8 protein-coding genes, 2 tRNA genes and 1 pseudogene are annotated in these 6412 nt (G+C 66.9%); 7 read left to right on the top strand and 4 right to left on the bottom strand.

The features are described 5' to 3' along the window. The 3 genes and pseudogenes from MFF21_RS20070 to MFF21_RS20060 form a co-directional block, all read right to left on the bottom strand. Window positions 1–1318 (bottom strand): annotated as a pseudogene (locus MFF21_RS20070) (hypothetical protein); the annotation flags it as partial. Between the two features lie 92 nt (window positions 1319–1410). Next, window positions 1411–1596, bottom strand: coding sequence for a hypothetical protein (locus MFF21_RS20065; RefSeq protein WP_238313329.1), 186 nt, complete (start codon window positions 1594–1596; stop codon window positions 1411–1413). A gap of 93 nt (window positions 1597–1689) precedes the next feature. Next, on the bottom strand, window positions 1690–2304 hold the full coding sequence (locus MFF21_RS20060) for a TraY domain-containing protein (protein ID WP_238313327.1): 615 nt from the start codon (window positions 2302–2304) through the stop codon (window positions 1690–1692). A gap of 188 nt (window positions 2305–2492) precedes the next feature. On the opposite strand from MFF21_RS20060, the gene MFF21_RS20055 reads away from it, so the two are divergent. The 4 genes from MFF21_RS20055 (at window position 2493) to MFF21_RS20040 (ending at window position 4859) form a co-directional block, all read left to right on the top strand. Then, window positions 2493–2726 carry a helix-turn-helix domain-containing protein gene (locus MFF21_RS20055; protein ID WP_238313325.1) on the top strand — a complete coding sequence of 78 codons (234 nt, stop codon included), beginning with the start codon at window positions 2493–2495 and terminating at the stop codon, window positions 2724–2726. A gap of 433 nt (window positions 2727–3159) precedes the next feature. Continuing rightward, window positions 3160–3390, top strand: a complete 231-nt coding sequence (locus MFF21_RS20050) for a transcriptional coactivator p15/PC4 family protein (protein WP_238313323.1) — start codon at window positions 3160–3162, stop codon at window positions 3388–3390. A 1-nt stretch (window position 3391) separates the two neighbouring features. Further along, window positions 3392–3646: a hypothetical protein gene (locus tag MFF21_RS20045; RefSeq protein ID WP_238313321.1), complete on the top strand. Its 255-nt coding sequence runs from the start codon at window positions 3392–3394 to the stop codon at window positions 3644–3646. Further along, complete coding sequence (locus MFF21_RS20040) at window positions 3636–4859, top strand: integrase (RefSeq protein WP_238313319.1); 1224 nt, start codon at window positions 3636–3638, stop codon at window positions 4857–4859. Before MFF21_RS20045 ends, MFF21_RS20040 begins: the two co-directional genes overlap by 11 nt. An 86-nt stretch (window positions 4860–4945) precedes the next feature. Here the strand turns inward: MFF21_RS20040 and MFF21_RS20035 are convergent. Next, a tRNA-Gly gene (locus tag MFF21_RS20035) sits at window positions 4946–5020 on the bottom strand. A gap of 279 nt (window positions 5021–5299) precedes the next feature. Here MFF21_RS20035 and MFF21_RS20030 point away from each other — a divergent pair. From MFF21_RS20030 to MFF21_RS20020, 3 genes are all read left to right on the top strand, one after another. After that, window positions 5300–5986 carry a Maf-like protein gene (locus MFF21_RS20030; protein WP_373325066.1) on the top strand — a complete coding sequence of 229 codons (687 nt, stop codon included), beginning with the start codon at window positions 5300–5302 and terminating at the stop codon, window positions 5984–5986. Beyond that, the gene (gene yacG / locus MFF21_RS20025) at window positions 5983–6189 is read left to right on the top strand and encodes a DNA gyrase inhibitor YacG (protein WP_238313316.1); all 207 of its coding nucleotides are present in this window, start codon (window positions 5983–5985) and stop codon (window positions 6187–6189) included. Before MFF21_RS20030 ends, yacG begins: the two co-directional genes overlap by 4 nt. A 112-nt stretch (window positions 6190–6301) precedes the next feature. Next, a tRNA-Phe gene (locus tag MFF21_RS20020) sits at window positions 6302–6377 on the top strand. Window positions 6378–6412 lie beyond the last annotated feature (35 nt).

The raw sequence follows: 6412 nt of genomic DNA, 5'->3' as shown, positions 1-6412 counted from the left end.
CCTGGGTGATGTCCGGGTCGAGCGTCGTGCCGGTGAGCCAGAGCTTGCCGCCGCCTGTCACCGTCGCGGCCGGATAGTCGGCAAGTCGCTGCAGGATCTTGCCGCCGTTGATGGTGAGGACGCCATCGCCCGTGACGTTGATGTCGCCGTCTGCCGAGGCGACGCCGCCCACCGTGTTAATGCGGGTGATCGTCGCCCGGCCGTGGCTGACCTTCACGGAAGGGCGCGTCGCACCGGTGCCGCTCGCGGACTTGGTCGAGTTGAGGCTGTCGATCTCAACCCGGCGGGCGCCGACCACGTCGAGCGTCGCGCCGTCGCCGTCCATGTCGAGGTGGCCGAAGAAGTACCAGGTGGTCTCGGTGTTGGTCCCGACGATGAGCCGCTGGCGGTAGGACGAGAAGAACCGGAAGTTGGCCGCATCCGAGCGGCCGAGGCTCAGCGCGACCGGCGTCCCGTCCTGGTAGATGTTCAGGAGCTGGGCGTCGTTCGCGTTGCCGGAGTTGATCATCCCCCAGGGCCAGTTGTGGACGACCAGGGCCTGGACGTAATCGGCGTTGTTGTCGATGGCGAGGCCGGTGTTGAGGGGGCTCATCTCCAGCTGGCGGATGGAGAACGTGCCGCGGCTGTTGATGTTGACCGCGTTGACGCAGAACCAGCACTTCTGGAGGCGCACGTGCCCGATCATGAAGCGATCGGTGTCCACCAGATCCAGCGCGGCCGGGTACTGCACGACGTCGGCCCGCACGGCGACGCCGCTCTGGTCGAAGTCGATCAGGACCCCGTCGATGCCGCCGTTGTCGGCCGCCTTGAAGACGGAGCCGGCGGACATGTTGAAGGTCTTCGGGATCCGGATCGTGGTGCCGTAGCGCCCGACCTCACGCGCCGCGCCTGCCCCGCGGAGCTGCTGCGTGTTGCAGAAGGTGATCTGGTTGGTGATCGTGTAACGGCCGGTCGGGAAGCGCACGTCCTTGCAGGTGGCGAAGGCGTTGCGCACGTACTGGGTCAGATCGGCCGTGCTGGTGCCCGCGCGGATGTCCGCCCGCAGCCCGGGCGGGATGAACGCCATCACGTTCACCTCGTCGGCGGCCCGCTCGCCCAGGCCGTAGGCGAAGGCGCCGGTGGCGGGCGCGGTGACGCTGAAGCCCCCGGCCTCACCGCTTGAGCCCGCCCCGTTGATGATCAGCCGGTCGACGTTCGGCGCCAGCATGTTCGGCGACGGGTATCGGCTCTTGGCGCCCTCGTCCCAGGCCGCAGCGGACGCGACGAGGCCGGTGAGGACGAACGCAAGCGCGCCCGCGCCGCGAAACAGGTTTCGCATCGGGATCTCCGAAGGGTTTGGGAGCGAGAGACGTGAGGCCGGGCGGAAGAACAGTCGGAGGGAGGACGCAGCTCCGCGATGGGCAGGCGTCCTCATGCCCGAGCCTCCTCGTTCCGCGATGAGGCATTGCGCGAGGAGGCGATCAGGACTTGGCGGAGCGTGTCGCGGAGGAAGGCGCTGGTGCCTTTGGCCTGCCGCGCGGCGGCTGCCTCGATCGCCGACCGAAGCTCAGCATCGGTTCGGATGGTGATCGTATCCGAGAGCTTGATCGGCCGCACGGCGCGCCTCCATTGCTAAAAGCAATATATTGGAGGCGCCATAAAATGTAAGACAGAAGTTGTTGTTACAGTTGTTGCTGTGGGTTTACTGAATTACGCTGCGTCAACTCCATAAAGATCCCGAAGGATGGCAGATTGCTTCTGCGGAGATGCTTTGGCGAAATCCGAAGCCTCGGCCTCAAGGGCAGCCTGCGACTGAGCGCGAGTCGACATCTCGCTGATCCACGACGCAACATCGGGATCAAGCCTCGCGGCGACGAGCACCTTGCCAAACAGCGCACCTGTATTGATGGCACGCTCTAATTGGTCATGATTGATTTCCGATGCAGACATTCCCAAGCGATGCAGGCCGAAGTGCTTAGCGCGAACACTGTTTATCGCAGACTGTACGGCCGCGCGCGTGTATATATCAGTTTTCCAATGATTTCCTGTATAAGCCATCGCGGCGCCAATTGCTGCAGCAATCGTGCGAAGCAATTCCTCGGTATCATCGTCACCCATTAACGCTTTCGCGACGAGATTTTCTTTCGTTCGATCTCGTTCCGACTGATCTTCAGCAAGACTGCGTTCAAGCCGAAGCTCGGCCTCTTGAGAGATAGATCTACCTGAAAGACGGGCAGCTTCTCTCAGTGCGGTCTCAGTCTCGTGCGTGAGACGCGATGTCAGCGTGTAGCGCTTGGCGGGGCTGCCGCCCTCCGTTCCAGACATGGTGAAGCTCCAAAACCAAGATGCGTCCAGGCTACGGGGATCACCGGTATATCGCTAAGGCACCCCTCGTCAACAAATGAAGCGCCCGTGCAGCACGGCGGTCGCTTGCTTTCCCTGCAAACAGGGTTCAAAACCTGTGAGTCACTGGTGAAGCAGAACCGCTGCTGGGCAGAATCGCGGAGCACGGCATGATGAACGAAGCGCAGAAGACGCCTCACGCCGAGGTGTTCGATCGCATCCGGAATGGTCTGAACGTGAAGGTCGCCGATCTGGCGCCGATGATCGGCATCACGGAGGCGGGCCTCTATCGAGCGGTTCGAGAGAAGCGGATCGAGGCCATCCAGATCGGCCGGGCGGTGTTCATCCCGGCCCGCGTCGCCGCTCCGCTCGTCGGCCTAAAGATGGAGCCGGTCGCCGCCTGATCTTCCCGCCCCGGCGGGCGCGGCTCGCCGGCTTCCGAAACGCCCCGAGCAAAAAACGGCCCCGCGCAAGCGGAGGCTCGCCGGGGCCGAAAAGGTCAATTTTGCATGGACCGCTCTACAGCACGAGCCGCGCCGCGGCAATCTCGTTCCGTCCCGACTTCGCCGCCCGATCTCCCGTCGATTGAGGAGATGCGTACCCGCGTGGTGCTCGGGCGCGTCCGGAGCCCAGCCCTTGCCCAGGTGATCGCGGGGCACGCCTTCGCCGTCTCCGACCGCTGGGGGCGCGCATGAGCGCCCCGCTTCCTCTCCCCACAGCGCCCGACGACATGGGCGCGGTCTACGCCGCCATCGGCGAGGCTGTCGCGACGGCCCGCCTGATGATGACCGCCGAGCTGCTGCAGGAAACGCGCCCAGTCGGGCGGGGAGGCGCCTGATGCCCGAGCCGCAGGTCGTCGCCGTCATCGCCAAGAACGCCGTCGAGGAGGTGCGCGTCGCGCTCACCGAGTTCAACGGGCACGAGCTCGTCGATGTCCGGATCTACGCGAGCTTCGACGATTCCGACGCCGAGCGCCGCCCGACCAAGAAAGGCATCTCCCTCAAGCGGGAGAAGCTGCCGGAGCTGATCCAGGGCCTTGAGCAGGCGCTGCGCGAGGGAGAGGGCTGACATGGGCCGCCGCTCCGCGCACAGCGACGAGGGGCTGTTCCCCTCCGAGACCGAGATCGCCCGCCGGCTCAGCCAGGATCCGGCCGCCTGGGCCGCGAAGGCCATCGTGCTCGAGCGCGACGGGCTGCCCCGCGTCGATCCCCTGATGGGGGCCCGCTACTGGCCGGCGGTGCAGGCCTATTGGGATCGGCGCTACGGTCTCTCCCGCGTCGGGGCATCCGCCCTCGACGGACAGGAGAACCTTGATGTCCTCTGATCTCAATGCGCCCGGCCTGAAGCGCCGGAAACGCAAGAACGGCCCGGATGCCCTGTATTGGGTGGCGCGAGCCGACCTCGTGAAGGTCGGCTATCGGCCCGAGACAGTGCGGCTGCCCTACGACCCGAATAACCCGGCGCAGCACACCCTCACCAGCGCAGCGTGCCTGCGCTTGCAGGCCGAGATGCTGGAGTGGTCTTCGGGTCGCGGGCGCGAGAAGAACCCCTTCCACGGTACGTTTCGGTGTCTGTCGCGCCGCTACCAGACCGATGAGGCCAGTCCCTTCCAGCGGCTCAAGCACACGACCCGCGAGAAGGATCTCTACATCCTCAAACTCATCGAGGATGCGATCGGCGATCGCCTGATTGCTGCAGTCGTGCTCGGAGATGTGTGGCGTTGGCATAAAGCGTTGGCGGAGGCGAAGACGCCAGGCGGCCGGAGGCGGCTGCGCCGCGCCTGGGGCTTCATGAAAAAGCTGCGGGAGATGCTCTCCTATGGCGTCTCGGCCGAGCTGCCTGGCTGCGCACGGCTCAAGGCCATCCTGGCCGAAGTACGCTTCCCGCAGCCGGCCCGGCGGCGGGTGACGCTCGACCTTCCCCACGTCGAGGCCTTCATCGCGAAGGCGATCGAGATGGGGCGCGTGTCCCTCGCGCTGGCGACGGCCGTGCAGTTCGACACGGCCTTGCGTCAGAAGGACGTGATCGGCGAGTGGGAGCCGATCCCCGAGGGCGAGCCCGCAAGCGGCATCGTCCTCAACGGGCATCGCTGGGTGAACGGCCTGACCTGGGCCGATATCACCCTGGACGGCATCACCCGCAAGATCACGTCGAAGACCGGCGCCATCGCTGCGCACGATCTGACGCTCTGCCCCCACGTCCAGAGCGTTGCGAACCACGTTCCGACCGCAGCGCGAGTCGGCCCGCTGATCGTCGATGAGAAGGCGGCGCGCCCTTATGCCGGAGACGCCTTCAGCCGCGAGTGGCGCATCGTGGCCCGCGCCGCGGGCATCCCGGATCACATCTGGAACATGGATGCGCGGGCCGGGGCCATCACCGAGGCCGAAGATGCGGGTGCCGACCTCGACGACGCTCGGGCCGCAGCGGCTCACACACAAGCATCGACGACGGCGCGCTACTCGCGCGGCGCGGTCGGAAAATCGCGGAAGGTGGCGGCGCTTCGCATCGCCCACCGGAGCGCGAAGAACACGGCCTGAACGGCCATGAGGAACGCGTCGGGGAACATGGGGAACGTGAGGTCAGCGGTAGAGCGTTAAAAAGGCTGACGCTTCAATGGGATAATTGGAGCGGGCGATCGGGATCGAACCGACGACATTCAGCTTGGGAAGCTGACGTTCTACCACTGAACTACGCCCGCATGCCCCGCATGGCGGGGCGGCGCCCAGCCTTGGCCGAGCGAAGCGCGGGGACCATAGCAGACCCGGCCCGATTGTCCACGCGGACGTGGTGCTTGCCGGGCCGGGCGGCTTCGGAGCCGCGGCCTGGATGAGGAGCGCCAGGGTTTTGCCGTTCGGGAGGGAGGGCGGTGAGCGGCGACGTTCCCTTGCCGGTTGCCTTGCAGTAGCCTCGGAGGCCAATGATCCCGGGCCGCACCCTGCGGTTTCGCTCCCTGCCCATCCCGAAGCACGCCTGACGCATGAACGACGCCCTTCTCCAAGACGCGCCGACGGATCCGGCCGCCACGTCCGCCCCGGACAGGCCTGTGGCTGGTCCGCATCTCGTGCTGGCCTCGGCCTCGCCGCGGCGGCTGGCCCTGCTGCAGCAGATCGGGATCGAGCCCGACGCGCTGCTGCCCGCCGATATCGACGAGACGCCGCGCAAGTCGGAATCGCCGCGGGAACTCGCCCGGCGCCTCGCCCGGTCCAAGCTCGACGTGGCGCAGGACGCCGCGCGGCGTCGGGACGACATGCGCGGGAGCTACCTGATCGCGGCCGACACCGTGGTGGCGGTGGGGCGCCGGGTGCTGCCGAAGGCCGAACGCCTCGACGAGGCGGCCGATTGCCTGCGCCTGCTCTCCGGCCGAGCCCACCGGGTCTACACGGCGGTCTGCGTGCTCTCGCCGAAGGACCGGCGCCGGGAGCGTCTGGTGGAGAGCCGCGTGCGCTTCAAGCGCCTCTCCACCCGGGAGATCGAGGCCTATCTCTCCTCCGGCGAATGGCGCGGCAAGGCGGGCGGCTACGCCATCCAGGGGCTCGCCGGTGCCTTCGTCGTCAAGCTCGTGGGGTCGCACAGCGCCGTGGTCGGCCTGCCGCTCTACGAGACCGTGAGCCTGCTCGAAGGCGAAGGCTTCCCGGTGCGCCGCAACTGGGGCGCGATCGCATGAGCGCACCACGACCGAACAGGAAGCCCGCCCTCGCCGCGACCTGCCCGATCTGCGGCAAGCCCGCGCAAGCGGAGACCGCCCCGTTCTGCTCGACCCGCTGCGCCGACATCGATCTCGGCCGCTGGCTCGGCGAGCGCTACGTCATCTCCGAGCCCCTGGACGGGGAGGAGGAAACCCCGCCCTCGCGGGAGCGCGAGCCCTGACGGAAGGGCGCGTCACGAATTCGTCGTTTGGCGCGCCGGCGAGGCTGGACAGGGCCCGAACCCTTCACTATACCCCCGCTCCAGCCGAGGCCGCCGCGCCGGCCCGGCGGTCGCCCAGGTAGCTCAGTTGGTAGAGCATGCGACTGAAAATCGCAGTGTCGGTGGTTCGATTCCGCCCCTGGGCACCATCTCATTCTTAAGCCGTTTCAGAGGCTTAGCGCTC

The sequence above is a fragment of the Methylobacterium organophilum genome (assembly GCF_022179465.1).
Taxonomy (GTDB): domain Bacteria; phylum Pseudomonadota; class Alphaproteobacteria; order Rhizobiales; family Beijerinckiaceae; genus Methylobacterium; species Methylobacterium organophilum.
This window is presented reverse-complemented; position numbering and strand designations above follow the sequence as displayed.